Genomic DNA, 23,753 nt, shown 5'->3' with positions numbered 1-23,753 from the left:
GAAAAAATTGTATAAAAAGAAAAAACCTGCGCATACTGTTTGTGGTGATGAATATGAAAAACACAAAACGTATGCGCACTTTTTTCCTTGGAGCACTGGTATTATCTATCTCTGCATGGATTGGTGGAAGACAGTATTATCTGAAACTGAATGAAAAAGAACAGGAAAAAATAATAAAGATTCAGGAAGCTGAGACGGAGCAATTCGAGGATAGCGTGGAAAGTGCAAACATTCAGAATAAAAAAGCATTTGTTATCCGGGAAGAGGACGGGTACTTGAATGTCTATTTTGGCGAAGAGGATGCCTTATACATGTATACTGGAATTGCGTATCAGGGACTGCCAGAAGAATTGAAAAAAGAAATCAGCAATGGGAAAACCTTTGATACACTGGAAGATTTATACCGTTTCTTAGAAAGCTATTCCAGTTAAAAAGTTGATTGTTTCAGACTGTTATGATACAATCTAAAAGGCTGAATAGGTCTGATTGCATAGCAGTCCAAAAGAAATAGAGAGAAGAGTAAATAACTGGCATGAGTAAGCATACAGAACGCATAGGTGTCGTTGTAGTCGGTGGAGGTGCTGCCGGATTGGTGGCAGCCATTATGGCGGCACGAAACGGTGCAAAAGTTCTTATTTTAGAGCACAACGAAGTACCTGGTAAGAAGATTTTAGCAACCGGAAACGGTAAATGTAATTATACAAATAAAGTGCAGGGTGTGGACAAATATTACGGACAGAACCCTGCTTTTGTTGCACCTGTATTTGAGCAGTTTGGACTGGAAGAGACACTGCAGTTCTTTAAAGAACTTGGCATATATCCAAAGGAGCGTAACGGCGGATATTATCCTCAGAGCGAGCAGGCAACTGCAATCAGGGATGTGTTGCTGATGGAATTAAAGAAACAGAATGTTGGAGTGGTCTGTGGCTGTGGCATAAAAGGCATAGAAAAGACCGCAAAGGGCTTCACTTTTCATACCAAGGGCGGTGATTTTTATGCAACAAAATGCATAATGGCAACCGGTGGTAAGACCTTAAAGAAAAGTGGCAGTGACGGAAGCGGTTTCCTATATCTTGAAAGTCTGGGACATCATATCATAGATTTAGTACCTGGGCTTATCGGATTGAAGGGAAAACAGTCATTTTTTGCTGATATTGCAGGAATTCGTGCAGATGTAAAGGTCGATTTATACATAGAAAGCACGCATGCATGCAGCGAACGGGGGGAATTACAGCTCACGAATTATGGAATATCCGGCATTCCGGTATTTCAGCTTTCAAGAGTTGCCACAAGAGCGTTATCAGAACAGAAAAAAGTCTATGCGACACTTAATTTTGTGCCATTCTGGGAGAAAGAACAGTGCTTAACCTATTTCAAGGAAAGATTTAAGAAAGCAGATGAAAAACACATCGGGGAAGCCTTAATCGGCTTTTTTCCGGAAAAATTAATTCCGGTATTATTAGAAGAGTCACATATAAAAGCTGCAAAATATGCGAACCGGCTGCAGACAGAAGAATTAGAGAGATTTATAGATACAGTGCAGGGACTCCGGGTGGATATTACTGACTGGAATACCTTTGATACGGCACAGGTGACTGCCGGTGGCGTAGACACTGATGAAATAGATGCAGAAACCATGGAGTCAAAGCTTTGTCCGGGACTTTATTTTGCCGGAGAAATGGTGGATATTGACGGAATCTGCGGTGGTTATAATTTGCAATGGGCATGGAGCAGCGGCGCAGTAGCCGGGATACATGTGGCAAGGGAGTTATCATGATACGAGTAAATCAGTTAAAGCTTCCGATTGAACATTCGGAAGAGATGTTAAGAAGACAGATTATCAAAACACTTCATCTAAAAAATGAAAAGGATCTGATCCGTTATCAGATTCGAAAGCAATCCATTGATGCAAGAAGAAAAAATGAACTTTCCTTTGTATACACAGTGGATGTGGAATTGAAGCAGGAAGCTATGATTTTACATAAGAATAAAAATTCCAATATCAGTAAAGCAAAGGATATACATTATCATTTCCCGGATGCCGGAGAGAAACAGCTGTCCCACAGACCGGTTATTGTAGGAAGCGGTCCGGCAGGAATGTTCTGTGCCTATGAACTGGCAAAGCATGGCTATTGTCCAATTATTTTGGAGCGTGGAAGCAGTGTGGAAGAGAGGACTGCTGAAGTAGAACGGTTCTGGAAGGACGGCATCTTAAATCCAAAGACGAATGTACAGTTTGGCGAAGGCGGAGCAGGTACTTTTTCCGATGGGAAATTAAATACGCTGGTAAAAGATGTGGCAGGAAGAAACCGGGAAGTGTTAGAAATCTTTGTGAAAATGGGCGCTCCGGAAGAAATTTTATATATAAATAAGCCTCATATCGGAACTGATATTTTAAAAACAGTCGTAAAAAACATCCGGCTGGAAATTGAAAGAATGGGTGGAACTTACTGCTTTTTCAGCCAGCTTACAGACATTACGCTGAATGGGAAGAAAGATAAAGTAGAAGCCATCCGGATTAACGGAGAAAAGGAAGTAGCAACAGACGTTCTGGTGCTGGCAATCGGACATTCCGCCAGAGATACTTTCCCAATGTTACAGGAAGCGGGACTTATGATGGAAGCCAAAGCATTTGCGGTGGGATTTCGTGTAGAGCATCCGCAGGCGATGATTGATGCATGCCAGTATAACGGACATAAAAATGCCCTGCTGCCTGCTGCATCCTATAAGCTGACCGCAAATCTTGAGAATCACCGCGGGGTATATTCTTTCTGTATGTGTCCGGGTGGTTATGTCGTAAATGCTTCTTCGGAGGAAGGTATGCTGGCAGTCAATGGCATGAGCTATCATGCAAGAGCCGGGCAGAATGCCAACAGTGCCATTATCATATCGGTTCGACCGGATGATTTTGAAGGGGATGGACCGTTAGCTGGAATTGAGTTTCAGCGGAAATTGGAAAAAAATGCCTATTGCATTGGAAACGGAGCAATTCCGCAGCAGCTTTACGGAGATTTTAAAGAGAATCGCATATCCACAGGATATGGGGCTTTTGAAAGTACCACAAAGGGTGCACATACATTTGCAAATCTCAGGGAAATTTTTCCAAAAGAATTAGCAGCATCTTTTCAAGCAGGAATGGAGCTCTTTCCGAAATACATTCCGGACTATAACAGGGAGGATGCCATTTTATCCGGTGTGGAGAGTCGAACTTCCTCTCCGGTGCGGATTACAAGGGATGAATCCTTTGAAAGTAATATTGCAGGCATTTACCCTTGCGGAGAAGGTGCCGGTTATGCCGGCGGTATTATGTCAGCAGCCATGGACGGATTGAAAGTAGCGGAAGCAATTGCAGGAAAATATGCAAGACTTAAAATAGATTAAAACAACAGGTGTTTTGAAACAGAAAAGGAGATACAGAACATTGACGGAATATACACCAATGATGCAGCATTATTTAAAAACACATGAAGAATACAAGGACTGTATTTTGTTTTACCGTCTGGGTGACTTTTATGAAATGTTTTTTGATGATGCAAAGGTTGTATCAAAAGAATTAGAGCTTACCTTAACCGGAAAGAGCTGTGGTGCAGAGGAACGGGCACCCATGTGCGGAATCCCATATCATGCAGCAGAAACTTATCTGACCAGACTGGTGAAAAAAGGTTATAAGGTTGCTATCTGTGAGCAGGTGGAAGACCCGAAGCTTGCCAAGGGAATGGTAAAGCGTGAAGTAACAAGAGTTGTAACGCCGGGAACTACCTTAAATGCACAGGCACTGGATGAAACGAAAAATAATTATATCATGTGTATCGCATATATCGGTGACCATTATGGTATTTCTTCTGCAGATATTACCACCGGAGATTACTATGTGACAGAAGTGGATTCGGAACGGAAATTATTGGACGAAGTCAATAAATACCAGCCGACAGAAATCATCTGTAATGAAGCATTTTATATCAGCGGAATTGATATCGATGATATGAAAAACCGTATGGGAATCGTAATTTATTCTCTGGATGCATGGTATTTTTCTGATGAGACAGCACAGATGACTTTAAAGGATCATTTTAAAGTCAGGGATTTAGAAGGACTTGGTCTTGCAGATTATGACAGCGGCGTCGTTGCAGCCGGTGCATTATTAAAATACCTTTACGAGACACAGAAAACAACCCTTTCCAATCTGGTGGCAATTCATCCGTATACCACCGGAAAATTCATGATTATTGACAGTTCTACCAGACGAAACTTAGAGCTGGTTGAAACCCTCCGGGAAAAGCAAAAGCGTGGTTCTCTCCTTTGGGTATTGGATAAGACCAGGACAGCCATGGGAGCAAGAACCTTAAGAAGCTTTGTGGAACAGCCATTAATTGAGCGTACGGAAATAGAAGAACGTTATGATGCCATTGACGAATTTAATACCAATGCCATCACAAGAGAAGAAATCCGGGAATATTTAAATCCGGTCTATGATCTGGAACGGTTGATTACCCGTGTTACTTATCAGACCGCAAATCCAAGGGACTTGATTGCATTTCGCAATTCCATACATATGCTGCCACCGATTAAGACACTGATGAGTGATTTTCAGTCACCACTTTTAAAACGTTTATATGAGCAGCTGGATACGTTGGATGAATTATACGAATTAATCGAACGCTCCATTGCGGAAGAACCGCCACTTACCCTTCATGACGGCGGCATCTTAAAAGAGGGCTATAACGAAGAGGTGGACCGCCTGCGGAAAGCCAAGACAGATGGAAAGAGCTGGCTTGCTGATTTGGAGGCAAAAGAGCGGGAGAAAACCGGAATCAAGAATCTGAAAATCAAATATAACAAAGTATTTGGCTATTATCTTGAAGTAACCAATTCCTTTAAAGACATGGTGCCGGACTATTTCACCAGAAAGCAGACTCTGGCAAATGCTGAGCGTTTTATTACACCGGAATTAAAAGAATTAGAGGATGTTATCCTAGGTGCGGAAGACAAGCTGATTGTCTTAGAATATGAACTGTTCCGGGAAGTCCGCCAGAAGGTGGCGGATGAAGTGGTCCGTATCCAGAAGACCGCCAAAGCAGTGGCGCAGATTGATGTATTTGCATCTCTTGCAACGGTAGCGGAACAGAATAATTACTGCCGTCCGAAATTAAACGAAAAAGGTCTTATCGACATCAAAGATGGCAGACATCCGGTAGTAGAACGGATGATTCAGAATGAAATGTTTGTGGCAAATGATACTTATCTTGATAATGGCAGCAACCGTGTGTCCATTATTACCGGTCCGAATATGGCAGGAAAGTCCACCTATATGCGACAGAGTGCGTTGATTGTACTGATGGCTCAAATCGGAAGCTTTGTTCCGGCAAAATCAGCCAAAATTGGAATTGTAGACCGTATTTTTACCAGAGTAGGGGCTTCTGATGACCTCGCCAGCGGACAGAGTACCTTTATGGTTGAAATGTCAGAAGTGGCAAACATATTACGGAATGCCACTTCCAACAGTCTTTTGATTTTAGATGAAATCGGACGTGGAACCAGTACCTTTGATGGATTGAGTATTGCCTGGGCAGTGGTAGAGCATATCAGTAATCCAAGGCTTCTTGGCGCAAAGACATTATTTGCAACCCATTATCATGAACTGACGGAGCTGGAAGGCAAATTAAACAGCGTAAATAACTACTGCATTGCAGTAAAAGAAAAGGGTGATGATATCGTTTTCCTGCGCAAGATTGTAAAAGGCGGAGCTGATAAGAGTTACGGTATCCAGGTAGCAAAGCTTGCGGGAGTGCCGGATAATGTCATTGAGCGTGCCAAAGAAATTGTAGAAGAATTAAGTAATAATGATATTACGGAAATTGTTCAGAATATCAGTGCGGAGGGAAGCAGCAAACGCAGCAAACCGAAGTTGGACGAGGTGGATTTAGAACAGATTTCACTGCTTGATACCATGGACAACGATACGATATTAAACGAATTAAAAGAACTGGATTTGGGTCAGATGACACCAATCGAAGCAATGAATAAGTTATACGAATTACAGAATAAAGTGAAAAACAGATGGTAAAGGAGGTGGATGGCGTTATGCCACAGATTGCACTGTTAAGTCAGGAAACAATTGATAAAATTGCGGCAGGAGAAGTCATCGAACGACCAAGCTCGGTGGTAAAGGAGTTAGTGGAAAATGCGATAGATGCAGGTTCCAGTGCAGTAACGGTTGAAATCAAAGAAGGTGGAATATCCTTTATCCGTATTTCGGACAATGGTTGCGGAATCGAAAGGGAACAGATTCCTTTGGCATTTTTGCGTCATTCCACCAGTAAGATTAAATCCGTAGAAGATTTGTTTACCGTTACATCCTTAGGGTTCCGAGGTGAAGCATTATCAAGTATCGCAGCAGTAAGTCAGGTGGAACTCATTACAAAGACGAACGGTGATTTTACCGGATCCCGTTATCTCATTGAAGGCTCAAAGGAAGTCTCTTTAGAAGAAATCGGTGCGCCGGATGGAACCACTTTTATTGTACGGAATCTTTTTTATAATACACCGGCAAGAAAGAAATTCTTAAAATCCGCCCAGACAGAAGGCACCTATATTCATGAACTGATGCAGCGGATGATTTTATCCCATCCAGACGTAGCTTTCAAATTTATTATGAATAATCAGGTAAAACTGCAGTCATCCGGAAATGGAAATATCAAGGATATTATCTACCATTTATACGGAAGGGATATTACAAAAGCGCTGCTTCCGATTGCACATGAAAGCGAGCTTTTTAAAGTCAGTGGATTTATTGGAAAGCCGATGATTTCCAGAGGAAACCGGGGCTACGAATTATATTTTGTCAATGGCAGATTTATCCGGAGCCAGATTTTATCCAAAGCTATAGAGGATGCCTTTAAACCGTTTCTGATGCAGCATCAGTATCCCTTTACGGTACTTTATTTTGAGATTGACAGCAGTCTTTTGGATGTAAATGTGCATCCCACTAAGATGGAACTTCGCTTTTCCAACCAGCAGGAGCTGTACCGGGAAGTGCAGAGTATTTTATCGGCAGCGCTAGTGCACCGTGATATTATACCGGAAGTTCCGGTGGATACACCAAAGAAAAACGAGATGGAAGTTCCTAAGATAGAGAAGGTAATGCCAGAGCCATTTGAGCAGAAACGTTTGGAAGAAATCCGGAAGGCAGTACGAAAAGACAGTCCTTACGAAATAAAATATCCTGTCAGCAGACCAATGGGAACCGGGTCAGTCAGCTCTGCGGCACAGGAAAAGCTTCTTGATACGATAAAATCAATGCCACCGGAAGATATGACGGAAGAACGGATTCAGAAAGAGCCGCTTCCGGAACAATCGAAAAAAGAAACGGAAAAAGAACTGGCAAAGGAAGCCTATGTCATCCGTGAGGAAGAAACCTATGGAGCAAAGCCGGAAGGAAGCTATGAACAGGGTTCTTTCTTAAAAGAAGAGGAGATGGCAAAGCAGAAGATTATCGGACAGCTTTTTGATACCTACTGGCTGGTAGAATATAATGACAGACTGTTTATTGTAGACCAGCATGCTGCCCATGAAAAAGTCATGTATGAAAAATTAAAAAAGCAGTTTGAGAAGAAAGAGTTTACTTCTCAGGCTATCAGCCCGCCGATTGTCATAACATTATCCATGCGTGAGGCAGAAGTACTGGAGCGATTCAAAGAACAATTTACGAAGCTTGGTTTCGAAATTGAGCACTTTGGTGGTGCAGAATACAGTATCTGTGGAGTGCCGGGTAATCTTTACCGGCTGAATACCAGGGATGTATTGATTGAAATGTTAGATGAGCTTACTGATGGCATATCCGAGCGGGCAACTGCGGATGTTATTTTAGATAAGATTGCATCCATGTCCTGCAAAGCTGCAGTGAAAGGAAGTCAGAGACTGAGCCTGCCGGAAATGGAACAGCTTATGAAGGATTTGATGAAGCTTGATAATCCATATAACTGTCCACATGGAAGACCAACGATTATTGCCATGTCAAAATATGAAATTGAGAAAAAGTTCAAGCGGATTGTGTAGGATGATATGATGAAAAAACCAATTGTAGTATTGACAGGTCCTACTGCAGTAGGAAAAACAGAATTATCCATTCAGCTTGCAAAGGCCATTGGCGGAGAGATTATCTCCGCCGATTCCATGCAGGTGTATAAATATATGGATGTGGGCTCTGCAAAAATCACACCGGAAGAAATGGATGGTGTACGTCATTATCTGGTGGATGAATTGGAGCCTTTCGAGGAATTCCATGTGGTAAAATTTCAGGAATATGCGAAAAAATATTTAAACGAAATTTATGCCCACGGAAAGATTCCGATTATTGCCGGCGGCACCGGATTTTATATTCAGGCTCTGTTAAATGATATTGATTTTACGGAACAGGAAAGTGACAGTGCATACCGGAAAGAGTTGGAAGCGCTGGCAGAAGAACATGGCAACCAGTATCTTCATGACCGGTTAAGGGAAGTGGACCCGGAATCTGCCGAAGCCATCCATCCGAATAACAGAAAACGCGTCATCCGTGCGTTGGAATTCTATCAGGAGACCGGTAGAAAGATTTCTGAGCATAATGCAAAAGAGCAGATGCGGACTTCACCTTATAATTTTGCCTATTTTGTATTAAATGATGAGCGCAGCCACTTATACAAAAGAATCGATGCCAGAGTAGATAAAATGATAGAAGATGGACTGGAAGCAGAAGTCCGCCGCTTAAAGGAAATGGGCTGCACCAAAGATATGGTGGCAATGCAGGGAATTGGCTATAAAGAAATGTTATCCTATCTTGATGGCGGTTATTCTTTGGAAGAAGCAGTTTATATTATCAAGCGGGAAACAAGACATTTCGCCAAACGGCAGATTACATGGTTTAAACGGGAACGGGATGTCATCTGGCTTAACAAAAATGAGTTCGATTATAAAAATGAGGCAATTCTTGCATACATGATAAAGATACTTAAGGAAAAAGCTATTATTTCTTAAGTTTTTATTCATACAAAAAGAAAGAGAACATTATATGATAGACTTGCTGTAATTTAGAAAGAAATTGCAGCCGGAAAGACGAGGAAAATGATGAGAGAAGAAATGATTGAAAAGAAATATGAAGAAATGGGTATCAGCAAAGAAGTATATCGTTTTGGAAAAAAGATAGAGGATGAATTAAAAGAACGTTTTGCAGCAATTGATGCAACAGCAGAATATAATCAGATGAAAGTAATTGATGCCATGCAGAAAAACAGAGTTTCCGCAGAATGCTTTGCCATGTCCAATGGATATGGATATAACGATCTGGGAAGAGATACACTGGAAAAAGTATACGCAAGCTGTTTCCATGGAGAAGATGCTCTGGTTCGTCCGCAGATTACCTGTGGAACCCATGCACTGGCACTGGCATTGATGTCAAATTTAAGACCGGGGGACGAATTATTATCACCGGTAGGAAAACCGTACGATACCTTAGAGGAAGTTATCGGTATCCGACCATCCAAAGGCTCACTGGCAGAATATGGCATTACTTACCGCCAGGTAGATTTACTTTCCGATGGCAGCTTTGATTATGAGAATATCAAAAAAGCAATCAATGAAAAAACACATCTTGTGACCATTCAGCGTTCCAAGGGATACCAGACAAGACCTACCTTATCTGTAGAGCGGATTGGAGAACTGATTTCCTTTATCAAATCCATAAAACCGGACGTTATCTGTATGGTAGATAACTGCTATGGTGAATTTGTAGAAGAAAGAGAGCCGCTGGATGTAGGAGCAGACATGATTGTAGGTTCCTTGATTAAGAATCCGGGGGGCGGACTGGCACCAATCGGCGGCTATATTGTCGGCAAAAAAGAATGTGTGGAAAATGCAGCATACCGCCTGACTTCTCCGGGACTCGGCAAAGAAGTGGGTGCTTCCTTAAATGTAATTTCTTCTTTTTATCAGGGACTGTTTCAGGCACCGGTAGTTACAGCAGGTGCATTAAAGGGTGCAATTTTTGCTGCAAATATCTACGAAAGACTGGGCTTTGCCGTTGTACCGAATGGTACAGAGAGCCGTCACGATATTATTCAGGCAGTTACCTTAAACAGCCCGGAAGGTCTGATTGCATTCTGCAAAGGAATTCAGGCTGCAGCGCCGGTGGACAGCTATGTAACACCGGAGCCATGGGCAATGCCGGGCTATGACAGTGATGTCATTATGGCTGCCGGGGCATTTGTACAGGGTTCCTCCATTGAATTAAGTGCCGATGGTCCGTTAAGAGAGCCGTATGCCGTATATTTTCAGGGTGGACTGACCTGGTATCATGCAAAACTTGGAATCCTGATGTCTTTACAAAAACTTTATGAACAGAAACTTGTTAATGAAGATATGATGTGTTAATATAAAGTATATGCCTTTTTGGAAGAAATGGGTTACCGGTGAGAGTAGAAAGAGGTTATAATATGACGGCAAAAAATCTGCCAGTCTCCGAACAGCCCTATGAAAAGTGCTTGAAATCCGGAGCGGCATCCCTATCGGATGCAGAGCTTTTAGCGGTAATTATCCGCTGTGGCACAAATGGAAGTTCTTCAACAGAAGTAGCAAAGCAAGTATTGAGCAAACGCACCGGAAATCTTTTAGGGCTTTATCAGATGAGTCTTAAGGAATTACAGGAGGTTCCGGGTATCGGGAAAGTAAAAGCAATCCAGTTAAAGTGTATTGCAGAGCTTTCAAAACGGATTGCACAGACCGGACGCCAGCAGGCAGTTGTAATGCAGAATGCTTTTTCCGTAGCAGACTATTATATGGAGCAGCTTCGGCATGAAGAAAAAGAACATCTGATGCTTTGCATGTTTGATACGAAGTGTCATCTGATTGCAGATTCCATTCTTTCAATTGGCACAGTAAATGCCTCACTGATTTCCCCGAGGGAGATTTTCTTGAAAGCATTTGAATATCATGCAGTACATGTGATTTTAGTGCATAATCATCCCAGCGGAAATCCGCTACCAAGCAGGCAGGACATTGAAGTTACCAGAAAGATAGTAGAAGGCGGCAGGCTTCTTGGAATTGAGCTTGCTGATCATATTATTATTGGTGATAAAAAATATTTTAGTTTTAAAGAACAGGAAATGCTATGATTTCCGGAGGGAGAAAGAAATGTCGAATAACATTTATGGAATTGATCTTGGAACCTCTAATATGAAGGTATATTGCAAGGCAACTGGGAAAATACTAAATGAAAAAAATACGATTGCCATCATAAATAAGAATCAGATGTATGCTTATGGCGATGCAGCGTATGCAATGTATGAGAAGGCACCGGAGCAGATTCAGGTTTCTTTTCCGATTATCTGTGGTGTTATTGCAGATTTTAATAATATGCAGACCATGATACAGGAATTTTTAGAAAAACACGCAAAGGGCAAGACCCGTGGTGCAGAATTTATCGTTGCGGTACCAACAGATATTACGGAAGTTGAGAAAAAAGCTTTCTTTGATATCTTTTATAAGAGCAAAATGAAACCGAAGTCTGTCCTTTTATGTGAGAAGCCATTGGCTGATGCTGTTGGTTTGGGACTTGATGTCAATGAGCCGACCGGAGCCATGATTGTAGATATCGGAGCAGATACCACAGAAATTTCAGTAATTTCCCTGGGTGGACTTGTATTAAGTGACTTACTGCATTTTGGTGGGAACCGCATTGATGACTCCATCAGCAGTTATATCAAAAAGAACTTTAATCTTGTGATCGGGCGCAAAACTGCTAAGACTTTAAAAGAAGAACTTGGTTCCGGTACACCTGGCATGGAAAAGAGTATGGTTATAGTTGGCCGTGACGTAGTCAGTGGTCTGCCGATTGAGATGGAGATTACTGCAGAAGTCATTTATGCTGCAATTAAGGATAATCTTAATTCTATCTGTAACTCTATTAAAATGATTTTGGAGAAGACTCCGCCTGAACTTGCAAAAGATATTATTCATTCCGGTATTTATATTACCGGTGGCGGTTCTAAAATACATAATCTGGATAAATTATTTACTGAGATTACCAATATAAAGGTAAATTCCTGCGAGAATCCGGAAGAATGTGCAGTTCGCGGATTGAATAAGATTGTTTCAGATGAAAAATATAAACATTTAGGATTCAGTATGAAGTCCAAAATATATAAATAGAGGCATAAAATGAGACGTAGACCAAAACATCAAATTCCAACAAAGTATATATTATTGTCCATGACCGCATTATGTATTCTGGCAATGTATGTCAGTTTTTCATTGAATCTTGGTGGCGGACCGTTGAATTCGATTGCCGGTGCAATTTTTGAACCAATGCAGAAGGGAATCAATTATGCTGGTACATGGCTTTCTGACAAGGCAGATAATTTAAAAAATCTGAATGACGTCATGGAAGAAAACGAACAGTTGAAGGGACAGGTAGAAGAACTGACCAACGAATTAAACACCCTTAAATTAGAACAGTATGAACTGGATAATTTAAGGGAACTGTTAGCTTTAGACCAGCAGTATTCGGATTACAAGAAAACCGGAGCAAATGTTATCGGAAAGGATCCGGGCAACTGGTTTTCCATCTTCACCATTGACAAAGGCTCCAAAGATGGAATTGAAGTAGATATGAATGTCATTGCCGGAAACGGACTGGTAGGAATTGTTATTGATGTGGGACCACATTATGCAAAGGTGCGTTCTGTGATTGATGATTCTGCCAAGGTATACGGCATGATATTAAATACGTCAGATAACTGTATCATAAATGGTAATCTTCAGAGTATGAATGAAGACCAGGTAATCGAGTTCTCCGGATTAAACGACAGTGAGAACAAGGTTCAGATAGGAGATCAGATTGTAACCTCCAATGTCAGTGACAAATATCTGCAGGGCATTCTGGTTGGATATGTCAGCAGTATTTCGGAAGATTCCAACCACCTGACCAAATCAGGAACCATTACTCCGGCAGTTGACTTTGAACATCTTCAGCAGGTTTTGGTTATACTTGACAAAAAGGAAACGGGGTCTGATTGATGAGAAGAAAAATCACCGTTACATTAATTATTATTGTATGCTTTTTATTGCAAAGCACATTATTTAAGGCGTTATCCTTTGCGTCTATTTCCCCGAATCTTTTGATTGTGGTCTGTGCATCTTTTGGATTTATGCGCGGAAGAAAAGAAGGGATATTTATCGGTTTCTTCAGTGGACTGCTGATAGATATCTTTTTTGGGGAGATGATTGGATTTTATGCCCTTTTATATATGTATGCAGGCTTCTTAAACGGATGCTTTAAGAAGATGTTTTACCCGGACGATATTAAGCTTCCAATGCTTTTGATTGCCGGAAGTGATTTATCTTATAATCTGTTTATCTACTTTTTCCGGTTTTTATTCCGCAAGCAGTTTGCAATTGGATATTATATGTTACACATTATCATACCGGAACTTGTATACACGCTTTTGATTTCTGTAGTTTTATATTTCATTATTTTGAAAATTAACCAGCGGTTAGAGCGTATTGAAAAAAGGAGTGCAGCGAAATTTGTTTGATACACTGAAAGAAATACTTCATAAAGTTGCAAAATCAAGAATATTTGTACTCTGCGTTGTCATGATTCTTTTGTCATCGACTCTGATAGGCAGACTATTTTACCTTCAGATTATCAAAGGTGAAGAGTATCAGGATAATTACAGTTTAAAAATCCAGAAACCACGTATCTTAAATGGTTCCCGTGGCAATATTTATGACCGTAATGGTAATCTTTTAGCCTACAACGAACTGGCAAACAGCGTAACCATTGAGGATAACGGTTCTTATGACAAGACTTCAGAAAAGAATGAGGCTCTTAATACAGAACTTTACAATATTATCAAAGAGCTGGATAAAAACGGCGATGTCATTGAAAATGATTTTGAAATCGGACTGGATGATGACGGGAACTATTATTATACGGTAGAGGGAACCACATTAAAGCGTTTCCTTGCTGACACTTATGGACATTCTTCTGCAGATGATTTAGTCTATAATAAGAAGCTGAAATATAACGAAGCAGAAGCAACCCCAAAGCAGGTAATGGATTATCTTTGCAGATCCAGTGACAAAAATGGCTATGATTTATCGGAAGATGATTATGCCAGAGAAGACTTATACCGGATTGTGGTATTGCGTTGTGCCATTGCAGAAAACAGCTATCAGAAATATATTTCCACAACCATTGCCCAAAATGTTAGTGATGAAACCGTAGCATATATTACAGAAAATATGAATGCATTGCAGGGTGTGGATATCTCGGAAGATACCATCCGAAAATATGTAGACAGCGAGTATTTTTCCCATATTATCGGATATACCGGAAAGATTTCCCAGGAAGAATATGATGAATTATCTGCTGATAATGATGAGTATTCTTTAAATGATGTCATTGGAAAATCCGGAATTGAGCAGGTTATGGACGAAACACTGCAGGGTAAAAAGGGCAGTGAAACCGTTTATGTAGACAGCCTTGGAAAAGTAATGGAGACAACCGAGCGGATTGAGCCACAGGCTGGAAATGATGTTTACCTTTCTATTGATAAAGATTTGCAGGAAGCGGTTTATAATCTTTTGGAACAGGAAATTGCCGGAATTTTATATTCTAAAATTGTGAATATCAAAGAATATAATACCGCAGCCGGAACAGCGTCCGATATTCTGATTCCAATTGATGATGTGTATTTTGCATTGATTAATAATAATGTATTGGATTTAAACCACTTTAGTGCTGAAGATGCTTCCGATGTGGAAAAACAGATTTTCAGTGCCTTTGGAAGTAAACAGCAAACGGTATTATCCCAGGTGGAAAGCAGCCTTAGCAGTTCAGCAGCAACTCCAGTGGATGAGTTGCCGGAGGAAATGCAGGATTATATGACCTATATTCCGAAAATGCTGGTCAATAATAAAATTTTGCTTACAGATTCCATTGACAAATCGGATGAAACTTATAAAAATTATGCAGGTAATAAAATCAGTGTAAATGAATATTTAAATTATGCTATCAGCCAGAAATGGATTGATATCACGAAGTTTTCCGTAGACGAGAAGTATTCTGATTCTTCCGAAATCTATGATGCACTGGTCAGCTATATTGTAGAAGAACTGGCATCAGATAAGGGATTTTCAAAGATTATGTATAAGTACATGATTCACAATGACCTGATTAATGGAACGCAGCTTTGTCTTGCACTTTTTGACCAAAAAGTGTTAAACTATGATGACACGGCAGTAAGTGGGTTACAGTCCGGCAGCATCAGTGCCTTTAATTTTATAAAAGAAAAGGTGAAGAATCTTGAAATCACACCGGCACAGCTTGCACTGGATCCTTGTTCCGGCTCCTGTGTCATTACAGATGTAAAGACCGGCGAACTGTTAGCCTGTGTTACTTATCCGGGCTATGATACCAACCGTCTGGCAAATACAGTAGACAGTAATTATTATAATTTGCTGTATCAGGATTTATCAAATCCGTTCTATAATAATGCAACACAGCAGACGACGGCACCTGGTTCTACCTTTAAGATGGTTACTGCAACAGCAGGACTTACTGAGGGTATTATTTCACCTGGTACAACTATTTTGGATAAAGGACAGTTTGAAGAAGTGGCAAATGGACCAAAATGTTGGATTTATCCAAGCAGTCACGGTTCCATCAATGTTTCAGAGGCATTAAGAGATTCCTGTAACTATTTCTTTTATAAAGTTGGTTACGATTTAAGTATGGTAAATGGAACTTATAATGAAGACCATGGTGTGGAAATGATTAATAAATACTCATCCATGTATGGTCTTGATTCTAAAACCGGAATTGAAATTGCAGAAAGTAAACCGAAGCAGACCACAGAGTTCCCGATTACTTCTGCAATCGGACAGAGTAACAACAGTTTTACTACGGTACAGTTATCCCGTTATGTAACCGCAGTTGCAAACAGTGGAACCGTATATAATTATACCCTGTTAAAACAGGTTACAGATTCCGATGGTAACGTATTAGAAACCTATGAACCGACCGTTAAAAACACAATAGACAACATTTCAGAGAGTACCTGGGATGCCATTCATTCCGGTATGAAGATGGTGGTAGAAACCCATGAGCAGTTTGATGGACTTACTGTGGATTCTGCCGGTAAAACGGGTACCGCACAGCAGGTACCAACCAGACCAAACCATGCGTTATATGTAGGATATGCACCATATAATGATCCTGAGATTTCCATTGCAACCCGTATTGCATACGGATATACATCAGCCAATACTGCAGAACTTGCTGCATCAGTATATAAATATTATTTCCATTTGGAGGATACATCTACCTTGTTAGATGGTCAGGCAGAAGATGTTGGAGCTGCTGCCAATGCCTTTAATGATTAAATGTCAGGAGGGAAGAAGTATATGTCGCAACCAGTTGTTTTAAAGAGTAATCCCCATGGAATCAATCTGATTTTAGATGATAGAATTCCATTTCAGGAGCTATTAGACGAGATACTTCATAAATTTAAAGAATCCGACAAATTCTTTAAAAATGCCAGAATTGCCTTGTCTTTTGAGGGCAGGGAATTAAGTCAGGAAGAAGAACTTGCAATCGTTGATTTGATCAGTCGAAATACCAGCATTGATGTGGTATGTATTTTAGATAATAATTCCCTGCGGGATGAAATCTGTGCCCGAAAGATTCAGGAATTTGATGAAAGCCAGTCTGGAAGAACCGGTGAATTCTATAAGGGAACACTGCGAAGTGGACAGGTCATCGAATGCAAGACAAGCATTGTTGTACTTGGCGATGTGAACCCAGGTGCAAAAATTATTGCAAAAGGAAATATTGTAGTATTAGGCTCGCTTCGTGGCAATGCCTATGCTGGAGCGGCAGGAGATGAGCATACCTTTGTAGCTGCCCTTGATATGGACCCGGTACAGATTAAAATAGGTAATGTAATTGGAAGAAGCTCTGACCGCGGACCACTGAGTGCCATTAAGAACCGGCGGAAGACTTTAGAACCGCAGGTAGCTGTTGTTATGGATGATTCCATACTAATCGAACCGATTACAAGTGGATTATTAATGAATATATAAGATTTAGGAGGAAGAATAAATCATGAGCGAAGTAATTGTTATTACATCAGGAAAAGGCGGTGTTGGTAAGACAACAACTACTGCAAATGTAGGAACCGGTCTTGCACAGTTAAATAAAAAAGTAGTATTGATTGATACCGATATCGGATTACGTAACCTTGATGTAGTTATGGGTCTTGAGAACCGTATTGTATACAATCTGGTAGATGTTGTAGAAGGCAACTGCAGAATCAAACAGGCATTAATCAAAGATAAGAAATATCCGAACCTTTTCTTATTACCGTCTGCCCAGACCAGAGATAAAACCTCTGTTACACCGGAGCAGATGCAGAAATTAGTAGAAGAATTAAGAGAAGAATTTGATTACATATTATTAGACTGCCCGGCTGGAATCGAGCAGGGATTTAAAAATGCAATTGCAGGAGCAGACCGTGCACTGGTTGTTACCACACCGGAGGTATCTGCAATCCGTGATGCAGACCGTATCATTGGTCTTTTAGAGGCAAATGAGATTAAGAAAATCGAGTTAATCGTAAATCGACTGCGTATGGATATGGTAAAACGTGGCGATATGATGTCCATTGAAGATGTTCATGAGATTCTTGCTATCGATTTAATCGGTGCAGTTCCGGATGACGAACAGATTGTAATCTCAACCAACCAGGGTGAGCCGTTAGTAGGCTCTGACAGCCTTGCAGGACAGGCATATTTAAATATCTGTAAACGTATCATGGGAGAAGAAGTACCGCTTCTTGACTTAGAGTCTAAAAATGGCGTATGGTCTAAATTCGTAAGTTTATTTAAGAAAAACTAGGGGGATAATAATTATGGGATTCATGGATTTTTTCAAGAAAAAGAATTCCGGTAATGTAGCGAAAGACCGTCTGAAATTATTGTTGATTTCAGACCGTGCTGACTGCTCACCGGATGTAATGGAAAATATCAAAAACGATATTATCCAGGTAATATCAAAGTATATGGAAATTGATGCGGAAGGGCTTGATATTCAGATTACCCAGACCGAATCAGATGGTAACAACGGAGCTGTTCCGGCATTGTTTGCAAATATTCCGATTAAGGATTTGAAGCATTCCGGAAAATAACAGACTTCAGATTGGAAGTAGTGATTTATGTTAAAACAATACCGCTTAAGAGACTACCGTTTCCGACTGATATTTTATGTGGTGGCACTGACCATCATTGGAATTATGGTAGTTGGCAGTGCAAAGCCTTCCGTACAGAATAAGCAGATTGCAGGATTAATCTTAGGTCTGATTGTAATGGTTGGTATATCGCTGATTGATTACAATTTTATATTGAAATTCAGTTGGATATTCTATTTTGTTAATGTGGCTTTATTGGCAGCTATCTTTGTCATTGGAGAAGAGACAAAAGGCGCGCGCCGCTGGCTGAAGCTTGGAATCCGCTTTCAGCCTTCCGAATTAGGCAAAATCCTGTTAGTTTTGTTTTTTGCCTATTATCTAAGCAAAAATAAAGATAAACTGAATAATATCCGGACGCTGTTTTGCTCGCTGGTATTGGCAGCCGTACCGCTTCTTCTGATTTTTAAGGAGCCGGATCTTTCTACCACAATTGTTACAGCATTAATTTTTGCATCCCTCTTGTTTATTGCCGGATTAAGTTATAAAATAGTAATGGGTGTGCTGGCAGTGGCAGTTCCGTCACTGGTTGTGGTCTTAACGCTGGTATTACAGCCGGGGCAGAAACTTTTGACAGGAAATCAGGCACTTCGTATTTTAGGCTGGCTGGAACCCGATAAATATCCTAACATTGCATATCAGCAGCAGAACTCGATTATGGCAGTGGGCTCCGGACAGCTTTGGGGCAAGGGACTGAATAATACGAATATTGTTTCCGTTAAAAACGGTAATTTTATATCCGAACCGCAGACAGACTTTATTTTTTCTATAGTAGGTGAAGAGATGGGCTTTATCGGCAGTGTTATTATTATCGTATTACTGTTTCTGATTACCATAGAATGTCTGTTGGTTGCAAGACGTGCAAAAGACATGGCAGGCCGGTTAATTGCCAGCGGAATTGCTGCATTGATTGGTTTCCAGAGTTTTGTAAATATATGCGTTGTCACAGGCTTGATGCCAAATACCGGACTTCCACTTCCTTTTGTAAGCTACGGATTAACGTCGTTAGTCACGTTGTTTGCGGGAATTGGACTGGTAATGAATGTAGGGCTTCAGCCTAGAAAATATGGACAGGGGGACTAAACGAATGAATATCGGTTTGATTGCACACGACGCGAAGAAAAAGCTTATGCAGAATTTTTGTATTGCATACCGGGGAATTCTTTGTAAAAATGAACTTTTTGCAACGGGAACTACCGGAAGACTAATTGAGGAAGTAGCAAATCTGAATGTCCACAAATATCTCGCAGGTCATTTAGGCGGTGCACAGCAGCTTGGTGCACAGATTGAGCATAACGAGATTGACCTTGTGATTTTCCTGCGTGATCCATTATCACAGAAGTCACATGAGCCGGATGTAAACAGTGTTGTTCGTTTATGCGATATACACAATATTCCGCTGGCAACAAATCTTGCTACTGCAGAGCTTTTGATTAAATCATTAGACAGAGGAGACCTTGAGTGGCGTGAAATGTATAAATAAACGTGTACTGGCAGGTCTGCTTGTTGTATGTGTGTTCGTATCTGTAACGGGTTGTGGGAAAGCCAAAAGCGTTGTAGAGAATGGCTATCCGGTATATGGAGAAAGCAGCAGCGTAAATGTGCTATCCTGTGCAGAGGATACGGTCAGCTCTTATTTTGGTGCCAATTTATGTGTTGGCGGAACTGAAAATATCGGGCAGGAATCCGTAGAACATAACAGTGTGGCAGAGGCCGCCGGAGTATTTAACACGGCAACTAATACAATTACATATGCCCAGAATATATATGAGCGGATGTATCCGGCTAGTACAACAAAGATACTGACCGCTTATCTTGCTATCAAATATGGAAATCTCAGTGATGTGGTAACAATCAGTGACAATGCCGTAAATCTGGCATCTGATTCTTCTAAATGTGGATTGCAGGCGGGAGACCAGATGACTTTACAGGATTTACTTTATGGTCTGATGCTGCGAAGCGGAAATGATGCAGCCATTGCAATTGCAGAACATATTTCCGGTTCCGTAGAAGCTTTTGTGGATTTGATGAATCAGGAAGCACAGCAACTTGGTGCAACCGGTTCTCATTTTATGAATCCAAATGGACTGCCGGATGAGAATCATTATACAACCGTTTATGATTTGTATCTGATTTTCCAAAAGGCATTACAGGACGAGACCTTTTACCAGCTGATTTCTACCAGTTCCTATACCACCAATTATACAGCGGCAGATGGCAGTGCTAAGACCCAGGACTGGAGCAGTACCAATCAGTATAAAACCGGTGAATCCAAATTACCGGATGGATTTACACTGGTGGGCGGTAAGACAGGAACCACCGGGGACGCAGGATTCTGTCTTGTGTTACTTACGGATAATGCCGGTGGACAACCGGTGATATCCATTGTATTAAAGGCAGACTGTAAATCCAATCTGTATCTTATGATGAATGAAATACTTGCCGGATGTGGTAACTAGGCATTGTATAAAGCAGCAACATATTATATAATGAACTTATATAGTTCTTCATTGAAGAAAATAATGTCTGGGAGGAAATGCGATGATTGAAATAATTGCAGGAGAAAAGGGTAAAGGAAAGACAAAAGTATTACTGGATAAGGTAAACGAAGCTGTAAAAACAGTCGGTGGCAGCATTGTATATCTGGATAAGAGCCAGAAACATATGTATGAGCTGGACAATAAAGTCAGACTTGTCAATGTTGCAGATTTTCCAATATCCAATTGTGATGAGTTTTTAGGTTTTATATGTGGTATCGTTTCATCTGATCATGATTTACATGAGATGTATCTGGATAGTTTTCTTACGATTTCCGGTATGAAGGACGAAGAATTTACCCATGCTATTGAAAAACTTGATGTCATCAGTGAGAAGTATAAAGTTAAATTTATTTTAAGTATTTCTATGGATGCTTCAAAACTTCCAGAATGTGCAAAAGCAAAAGTAGTTGTAGCACTTTAAAAATGCCTGAATTGGCAGTAAAAGCGGTGTCTTAAGTCCTTAAAATGCTTAAGACACCTTTTTTACTAAGCCTGTTCGATAGAGCGGATTCGTCCGTAGGCAGAAAGTAGATAAAGACCGCTGATTCCGACAAGTGCATAGATAATGCGGGAAAGCCAGCTCATATTACCAAACAGAAATGCCACCAGGTCAAATCGGAAGAATCCGATGAGTCCCCAGTTGATGGCTCCAATGATTACAAGTGTTAGTAATGTATAATCTAATCCTTTTGAACTCATATCCAAAGTCCTCCTTTACTATGTAGTATGGTGCAAAGTGGATGACATTATACATCAATTTCTATTTATTCTTTATAAAGGCGGAACGATTGTGGCTGAAACAAAAAAGATTGTAAAGTATCGAAAACCATTTCATTTAAATATAGAGATTGTCATTTTTGTTATTATTCTTGTATATATTCTTTTTTATGTATTTTCTTATTTCACTGAAAAACACATTGGAATATATGAAGTGACCCAGGGTACAATTGCCGAGAATAATACTTATACCGGATTGATTGTAAGGTCAGAAAGTGTTTATACTTCCGACTATAGTGGTACCTTTAATTATTACATTGCAGACAATGCCCAGGCTGGCTGGAACAATATTATCTGTTCTGTGGATGAGACAGGCTCTGTCAGTAATCAGTTGGCTGCTGCAGCTGCTTCAGATACCACGGGGCTTGACAGTGATTATTTTAAAAATCTGAAGTCCAATGTATCACAGTTTACCCAGTCCTATGATTCATTGTCTTTTTATCATGTATATGATTTTAAAGAAAATGTAAGCTCCCAGGTCATGGAATCGGTAAATATGAGCGCATTATCCGATTTGACAGCATCCGGGGCAACGGCAAGTGATACTTTCCATATCAGTTATGCCCAGACTCCGGGGCTGATTGCTTATTATACCGATGGCTATGAAAATATCACGACAGATAATTTTACGGCAGATGATATTCAGCCGCTGGATTATAAGAAGACAACCATTAAAAATAACAGTACGATTGCTGCAGGTGACCCGATTTATAAGCAGATTACCAGTGAAAACTGGAATATCATTCTTCCGGTCAAGAAAGCAACCTATGACCGGTTAACAGACAGCAATGTTATTGAAATCAAATTTAAAAAAGACAATACGAGCTGCTGGGTGAATTATGAATTAAAAGCCCAGGGGAATGATTATTATGTGATATTATCTCTGCACAATAACATGGTTCGCTTTGCAGGAGACCGTTTTACCGATGTGGAATTACTGCTGACAGAGCGGAGTGGACTTAAGATCCCAAATTCTTCTATCACGGAAAAGGCGTTCTATACTGTTCCGAAGGAATATTTTACCCGTGGAGGCGATTCTAACTCCTTAGGCTTATATGTAAGGGACAATAAGACCAATGCTGTTAATTTCGTTGCAACAGCTATTTTCCAGGAATCCGAAACGGATTATTATATTGACGAAGAAGAAATTACTGCCGGCAGTATCATTCAAAAGCCGGATTCCAACGATACTTTTGAGGTGCAGGCGCAGTCCACACTTCAGGGTGTATACAATGTCAACAAGGGATATGCGGTATTCAAGCAGATTGATATTTTGTATCAGAATGAAGAATATACCATTGTAAAGGCTGGAACAGATTTTGGAATCTCCATTTATGATCACATTGCATTAGAGGGCGATGCTGTTTCCGAGGATGATCTGATTAATTAATATTGTTAAAAAAGTAACATTATCATAAAATGATATCATGAGATTAAGAGGTGTATAAAATGCTGAAAGAAAACTTAAAAGAAGTGCAGGAAAATATTTTAAAGGCATGTGAAAAGTCCGGAAGGAATCCGGAAGATGTAACATTGATTGCTGTCAGCAAGACCAAGCCGGTACCAATGCTGCAGGAAATTTACGATGAAAACATCCGTGACTTTGGGGAAAATAAAGTGCAGGAGCTGGTAGAAAAATATGATGAGCTTCCACAGGATATCAAATGGCATATGATTGGTCATTTACAGAGAAATAAAGTGAAATATATCGTTGATAAGGTCTGCCTGATTCATTCTGTAGATTCTTATCGTCTCGCTGAAGAAATTAATATTCAGGCAAAGAAGAAAAATATCACAGTTCCAATTCTCGTGGAAGTCAATATTGCTGAAGAAAGTAGCAAATTTGGTATTCATGCAGAGGATGCCATTGCACTGGTAGAACAGATTGCACAGCTTGAAAATGTACGGATAAAAGGACTTATGACTATTGCTCCGTTTGTAGAAAATCCAGAAGATAACCGTCAATATTTTCGGAATATCCGCCAATTATCTGTTGACATAGCCGCAAAAAACATTGATAATGTATCTATGAATGTCCTGTCCATGGGTATGACAGGAGATTATATGGTTGCCATTGAGGAAGGTGCTACAATGGTTCGTGTCGGTACCGGAATTTTTGGCGAAAGAAATTATAATAAATAAGTAGTTAGGAGAATGA

At 40.3% G+C, this 23,753-nt stretch carries 22 protein-coding genes; 21 read left to right on the top strand and 1 reads right to left on the bottom strand.

Annotation, left to right across the window (positions count from 1 at the left end; genetic code table 11):
- Nucleotides 1-53: 53 nt before the first annotated feature.
- From DWX96_RS10785 to DWX96_RS10695, 19 genes are all read left to right on the top strand, one after another.
- Nucleotides 54-431, top strand: coding sequence for a hypothetical protein (locus DWX96_RS10785; protein ID WP_117698382.1), 378 nt, complete (start codon nucleotides 54-56; stop codon nucleotides 429-431).
- A gap of 101 nt (nucleotides 432-532) precedes the next feature.
- Entirely contained in the window at nucleotides 533-1,777 is a 1,245-nt protein-coding gene (locus DWX96_RS10780; protein WP_118057449.1) for an NAD(P)/FAD-dependent oxidoreductase, read from the top strand.
- Nucleotides 1,774-3,381: an NAD(P)/FAD-dependent oxidoreductase gene (locus DWX96_RS10775; RefSeq protein ID WP_118057450.1), complete on the top strand. Its 1,608-nt coding sequence runs from the start codon at nucleotides 1,774-1,776 to the stop codon at nucleotides 3,379-3,381. The genes DWX96_RS10780 and DWX96_RS10775 overlap by 4 nt, the downstream gene beginning before the upstream one ends.
- A gap of 58 nt (nucleotides 3,382-3,439) precedes the next feature.
- A complete protein-coding gene (gene mutS, locus DWX96_RS10770; RefSeq protein WP_117841248.1) occupies nucleotides 3,440-6,064 on the top strand; it encodes a DNA mismatch repair protein MutS in 2,625 nt (874 codons plus the stop codon).
- Nucleotides 6,065-6,081: 17 nt separating this feature from the next.
- Nucleotides 6,082-8,055: a DNA mismatch repair endonuclease MutL gene (mutL, locus tag DWX96_RS10765; protein WP_117698418.1), complete on the top strand. Its 1,974-nt coding sequence runs from the start codon at nucleotides 6,082-6,084 to the stop codon at nucleotides 8,053-8,055.
- A gap of 6 nt (nucleotides 8,056-8,061) precedes the next feature.
- On the top strand, nucleotides 8,062-9,012 hold the full coding sequence (miaA, locus tag DWX96_RS10760; protein ID WP_117698379.1) for a tRNA (adenosine(37)-N6)-dimethylallyltransferase MiaA: 951 nt from the start codon (nucleotides 8,062-8,064) through the stop codon (nucleotides 9,010-9,012).
- Between the two features lie 90 nt (nucleotides 9,013-9,102).
- Nucleotides 9,103-10,404, top strand: coding sequence for a methionine gamma-lyase family protein (locus DWX96_RS10755; RefSeq protein WP_117841050.1), 1,302 nt, complete (start codon nucleotides 9,103-9,105; stop codon nucleotides 10,402-10,404).
- A gap of 62 nt (nucleotides 10,405-10,466) precedes the next feature.
- Nucleotides 10,467-11,144, top strand: coding sequence for a RadC family protein (gene radC, locus DWX96_RS10750; RefSeq protein WP_118057451.1), 678 nt, complete (start codon nucleotides 10,467-10,469; stop codon nucleotides 11,142-11,144).
- Between the two features lie 19 nt (nucleotides 11,145-11,163).
- Complete coding sequence (locus tag DWX96_RS10745) at nucleotides 11,164-12,180, top strand: rod shape-determining protein (protein ID WP_022243806.1); 1,017 nt, start codon at nucleotides 11,164-11,166, stop codon at nucleotides 12,178-12,180.
- Between the two features lie 9 nt (nucleotides 12,181-12,189).
- Complete coding sequence (gene mreC, locus DWX96_RS10740) at nucleotides 12,190-13,047, top strand: rod shape-determining protein MreC (protein ID WP_118057452.1); 858 nt, start codon at nucleotides 12,190-12,192, stop codon at nucleotides 13,045-13,047.
- Nucleotides 13,047-13,565 (top strand): rod shape-determining protein MreD, encoded by a 519-nt coding sequence (gene mreD, locus DWX96_RS10735; RefSeq protein WP_022243808.1) that lies wholly within the window; start codon nucleotides 13,047-13,049, stop codon nucleotides 13,563-13,565. Before mreC ends, mreD begins: the two co-directional genes overlap by 1 nt.
- The gene (locus DWX96_RS10730) at nucleotides 13,558-16,419 is read left to right on the top strand and encodes a penicillin-binding transpeptidase domain-containing protein (protein ID WP_118057453.1); all 2,862 of its coding nucleotides are present in this window, start codon (nucleotides 13,558-13,560) and stop codon (nucleotides 16,417-16,419) included. The genes mreD and DWX96_RS10730 overlap by 8 nt, the downstream gene beginning before the upstream one ends.
- Before the next feature lie 21 nt (nucleotides 16,420-16,440).
- Nucleotides 16,441-17,118 carry a septum site-determining protein MinC gene (gene minC, locus DWX96_RS10725; protein ID WP_022243810.1) on the top strand — a complete coding sequence of 226 codons (678 nt, stop codon included), beginning with the start codon at nucleotides 16,441-16,443 and terminating at the stop codon, nucleotides 17,116-17,118.
- A gap of 22 nt (nucleotides 17,119-17,140) precedes the next feature.
- On the top strand, nucleotides 17,141-17,932 hold the full coding sequence (gene minD / locus DWX96_RS10720; RefSeq protein ID WP_022243811.1) for a septum site-determining protein MinD: 792 nt from the start codon (nucleotides 17,141-17,143) through the stop codon (nucleotides 17,930-17,932).
- Between the two features lie 13 nt (nucleotides 17,933-17,945).
- Nucleotides 17,946-18,221, top strand: coding sequence for a cell division topological specificity factor MinE (minE, locus tag DWX96_RS10715; protein ID WP_117698374.1), 276 nt, complete (start codon nucleotides 17,946-17,948; stop codon nucleotides 18,219-18,221).
- A 27-nt stretch (nucleotides 18,222-18,248) separates the two neighbouring features.
- Nucleotides 18,249-19,361, top strand: a complete 1,113-nt coding sequence (locus tag DWX96_RS10710; RefSeq protein WP_118057454.1) for an FtsW/RodA/SpoVE family cell cycle protein — start codon at nucleotides 18,249-18,251, stop codon at nucleotides 19,359-19,361.
- A 4-nt stretch (nucleotides 19,362-19,365) separates the two neighbouring features.
- Nucleotides 19,366-19,761 carry a methylglyoxal synthase gene (locus DWX96_RS10705; protein ID WP_022243814.1) on the top strand — a complete coding sequence of 132 codons (396 nt, stop codon included), beginning with the start codon at nucleotides 19,366-19,368 and terminating at the stop codon, nucleotides 19,759-19,761.
- Nucleotides 19,745-20,737, top strand: a complete 993-nt coding sequence (locus DWX96_RS10700) for a D-alanyl-D-alanine carboxypeptidase family protein (protein WP_118057455.1) — start codon at nucleotides 19,745-19,747, stop codon at nucleotides 20,735-20,737. The genes DWX96_RS10705 and DWX96_RS10700 overlap by 17 nt, the downstream gene beginning before the upstream one ends.
- 82 nt (nucleotides 20,738-20,819) lie before the next feature.
- The gene (locus DWX96_RS10695) at nucleotides 20,820-21,239 is read left to right on the top strand and encodes a twitching motility protein PilT (protein WP_117698372.1); all 420 of its coding nucleotides are present in this window, start codon (nucleotides 20,820-20,822) and stop codon (nucleotides 21,237-21,239) included.
- A gap of 65 nt (nucleotides 21,240-21,304) precedes the next feature.
- Here the strand turns inward: DWX96_RS10695 and DWX96_RS10690 are convergent, their stop codons facing one another.
- Nucleotides 21,305-21,517 (bottom strand): DUF378 domain-containing protein, encoded by a 213-nt coding sequence (locus tag DWX96_RS10690; RefSeq protein ID WP_022243817.1) that lies wholly within the window; start codon nucleotides 21,515-21,517, stop codon nucleotides 21,305-21,307.
- 91 nt (nucleotides 21,518-21,608) lie between these two features.
- Here DWX96_RS10690 and DWX96_RS10685 point away from each other — a divergent pair, with 91 nt between their 5' ends.
- Both DWX96_RS10685 and DWX96_RS10680 read left to right on the top strand, forming a co-directional pair.
- Nucleotides 21,609-22,985: an HlyD family efflux transporter periplasmic adaptor subunit gene (locus DWX96_RS10685; RefSeq protein ID WP_118057456.1), complete on the top strand. Its 1,377-nt coding sequence runs from the start codon at nucleotides 21,609-21,611 to the stop codon at nucleotides 22,983-22,985.
- Nucleotides 22,986-23,044: 59 nt separating this feature from the next.
- Nucleotides 23,045-23,737 (top strand): YggS family pyridoxal phosphate-dependent enzyme, encoded by a 693-nt coding sequence (locus tag DWX96_RS10680; RefSeq protein WP_117841055.1) that lies wholly within the window; start codon nucleotides 23,045-23,047, stop codon nucleotides 23,735-23,737.
- The last annotated feature ends 16 nt before the right edge of the window (nucleotides 23,738-23,753 follow it).

This window comes from Roseburia sp. AF22-2LB, assembly GCF_003461125.1.
GTDB classification, from domain to species: Bacteria; Bacillota; Clostridia; order Lachnospirales; family Lachnospiraceae; genus Roseburia_C; species Roseburia_C amylophila.
This window is presented reverse-complemented; position numbering and strand designations above follow the sequence as displayed.

Excerpts from the sequence above, each read along its gene's own strand:
- DWX96_RS10785 (WP_117698382.1), top strand. The coding sequence starts at position 54 with ATGAAAAACACAAAACGTATGCGCACTTTTTTCCTTGGAGCACTGGTA.
- DWX96_RS10780 (WP_118057449.1), top strand. The coding sequence starts at position 533 with ATGAGTAAGCATACAGAACGCATAGGTGTCGTTGTAGTCGGTGGAGGT.
- DWX96_RS10775 (WP_118057450.1), top strand. The coding sequence starts at position 1,774 with ATGATACGAGTAAATCAGTTAAAGCTTCCGATTGAACATTCGGAAGAG.
- mutS (WP_117841248.1), top strand. The coding sequence starts at position 3,440 with ATGATGCAGCATTATTTAAAAACACATGAAGAATACAAGGACTGTATT.
- mutL (WP_117698418.1), top strand. The coding sequence starts at position 6,082 with ATGCCACAGATTGCACTGTTAAGTCAGGAAACAATTGATAAAATTGCG.
- miaA (WP_117698379.1), top strand. The coding sequence starts at position 8,062 with ATGATGAAAAAACCAATTGTAGTATTGACAGGTCCTACTGCAGTAGGA.
- DWX96_RS10755 (WP_117841050.1), top strand. The coding sequence starts at position 9,103 with ATGAGAGAAGAAATGATTGAAAAGAAATATGAAGAAATGGGTATCAGC.
- radC (WP_118057451.1), top strand. The coding sequence starts at position 10,467 with ATGACGGCAAAAAATCTGCCAGTCTCCGAACAGCCCTATGAAAAGTGC.
- DWX96_RS10745 (WP_022243806.1), top strand. The coding sequence starts at position 11,164 with ATGTCGAATAACATTTATGGAATTGATCTTGGAACCTCTAATATGAAG.
- mreC (WP_118057452.1), top strand. The coding sequence starts at position 12,190 with ATGAGACGTAGACCAAAACATCAAATTCCAACAAAGTATATATTATTG.
- mreD (WP_022243808.1), top strand. The coding sequence starts at position 13,047 with ATGAGAAGAAAAATCACCGTTACATTAATTATTATTGTATGCTTTTTA.
- minC (WP_022243810.1), top strand. The coding sequence starts at position 16,441 with ATGTCGCAACCAGTTGTTTTAAAGAGTAATCCCCATGGAATCAATCTG.
- minD (WP_022243811.1), top strand. The coding sequence starts at position 17,141 with ATGAGCGAAGTAATTGTTATTACATCAGGAAAAGGCGGTGTTGGTAAG.
- minE (WP_117698374.1), top strand. The coding sequence starts at position 17,946 with ATGGGATTCATGGATTTTTTCAAGAAAAAGAATTCCGGTAATGTAGCG.
- DWX96_RS10710 (WP_118057454.1), top strand. The coding sequence starts at position 18,249 with ATGTTAAAACAATACCGCTTAAGAGACTACCGTTTCCGACTGATATTT.
- DWX96_RS10705 (WP_022243814.1), top strand. The coding sequence starts at position 19,366 with ATGAATATCGGTTTGATTGCACACGACGCGAAGAAAAAGCTTATGCAG.
- DWX96_RS10695 (WP_117698372.1), top strand. The coding sequence starts at position 20,820 with ATGATTGAAATAATTGCAGGAGAAAAGGGTAAAGGAAAGACAAAAGTA.
- DWX96_RS10690 (WP_022243817.1), bottom strand. The coding sequence starts at position 21,517 with ATGAGTTCAAAAGGATTAGATTATACATTACTAACACTTGTAATCATT.
- DWX96_RS10680 (WP_117841055.1), top strand. The coding sequence starts at position 23,045 with ATGCTGAAAGAAAACTTAAAAGAAGTGCAGGAAAATATTTTAAAGGCA.